Annotated in this window: 1 pseudogene; it reads right to left on the bottom strand. The window is 62.9% G+C overall.

Annotated features, from left to right (window positions below):
- A pseudogene (locus CTR53_RS21105) lies at positions 1 to 114 on the bottom strand (IS110 family transposase); the annotation flags it as partial.
- Positions 115 to 272 lie beyond the last annotated feature (158 nt).

Raw genomic sequence — 272 nt, 5'->3', positions numbered from 1 at the left:
GGTCCCAGCCGGATCGATGAGCGCGGCGACGTGGATTTCCTTGTGGGTGTCGACACCAGCGAAGATTGGCTGACGCGGTTGAGAGCGCCTTTCGGTGTCAGGGATGATGGTCATGTCGTGCTCCGATCTGTTCGCATGGGCGGGGAACGGCACCGCGCACCACCAGACCGGCGGACAAGACAGTGATGAGCACCTGTTGGCGCAGGCTCTCCTTAGGTCACTCCGGCGGTGAGGCGTGACACCTCACCGGGTGTTCTCAGAGGACCGACAGA

The sequence above is a fragment of the Ferrovibrio sp. genome, assembly GCF_002796975.1.
Taxonomy (GTDB): Bacteria; Pseudomonadota; Alphaproteobacteria; order Ferrovibrionales; family Ferrovibrionaceae; genus Ferrovibrio.
Note: the sequence above shows the minus strand (reverse complement) of the source record. Positions and strands in the feature narration are given on the sequence as shown.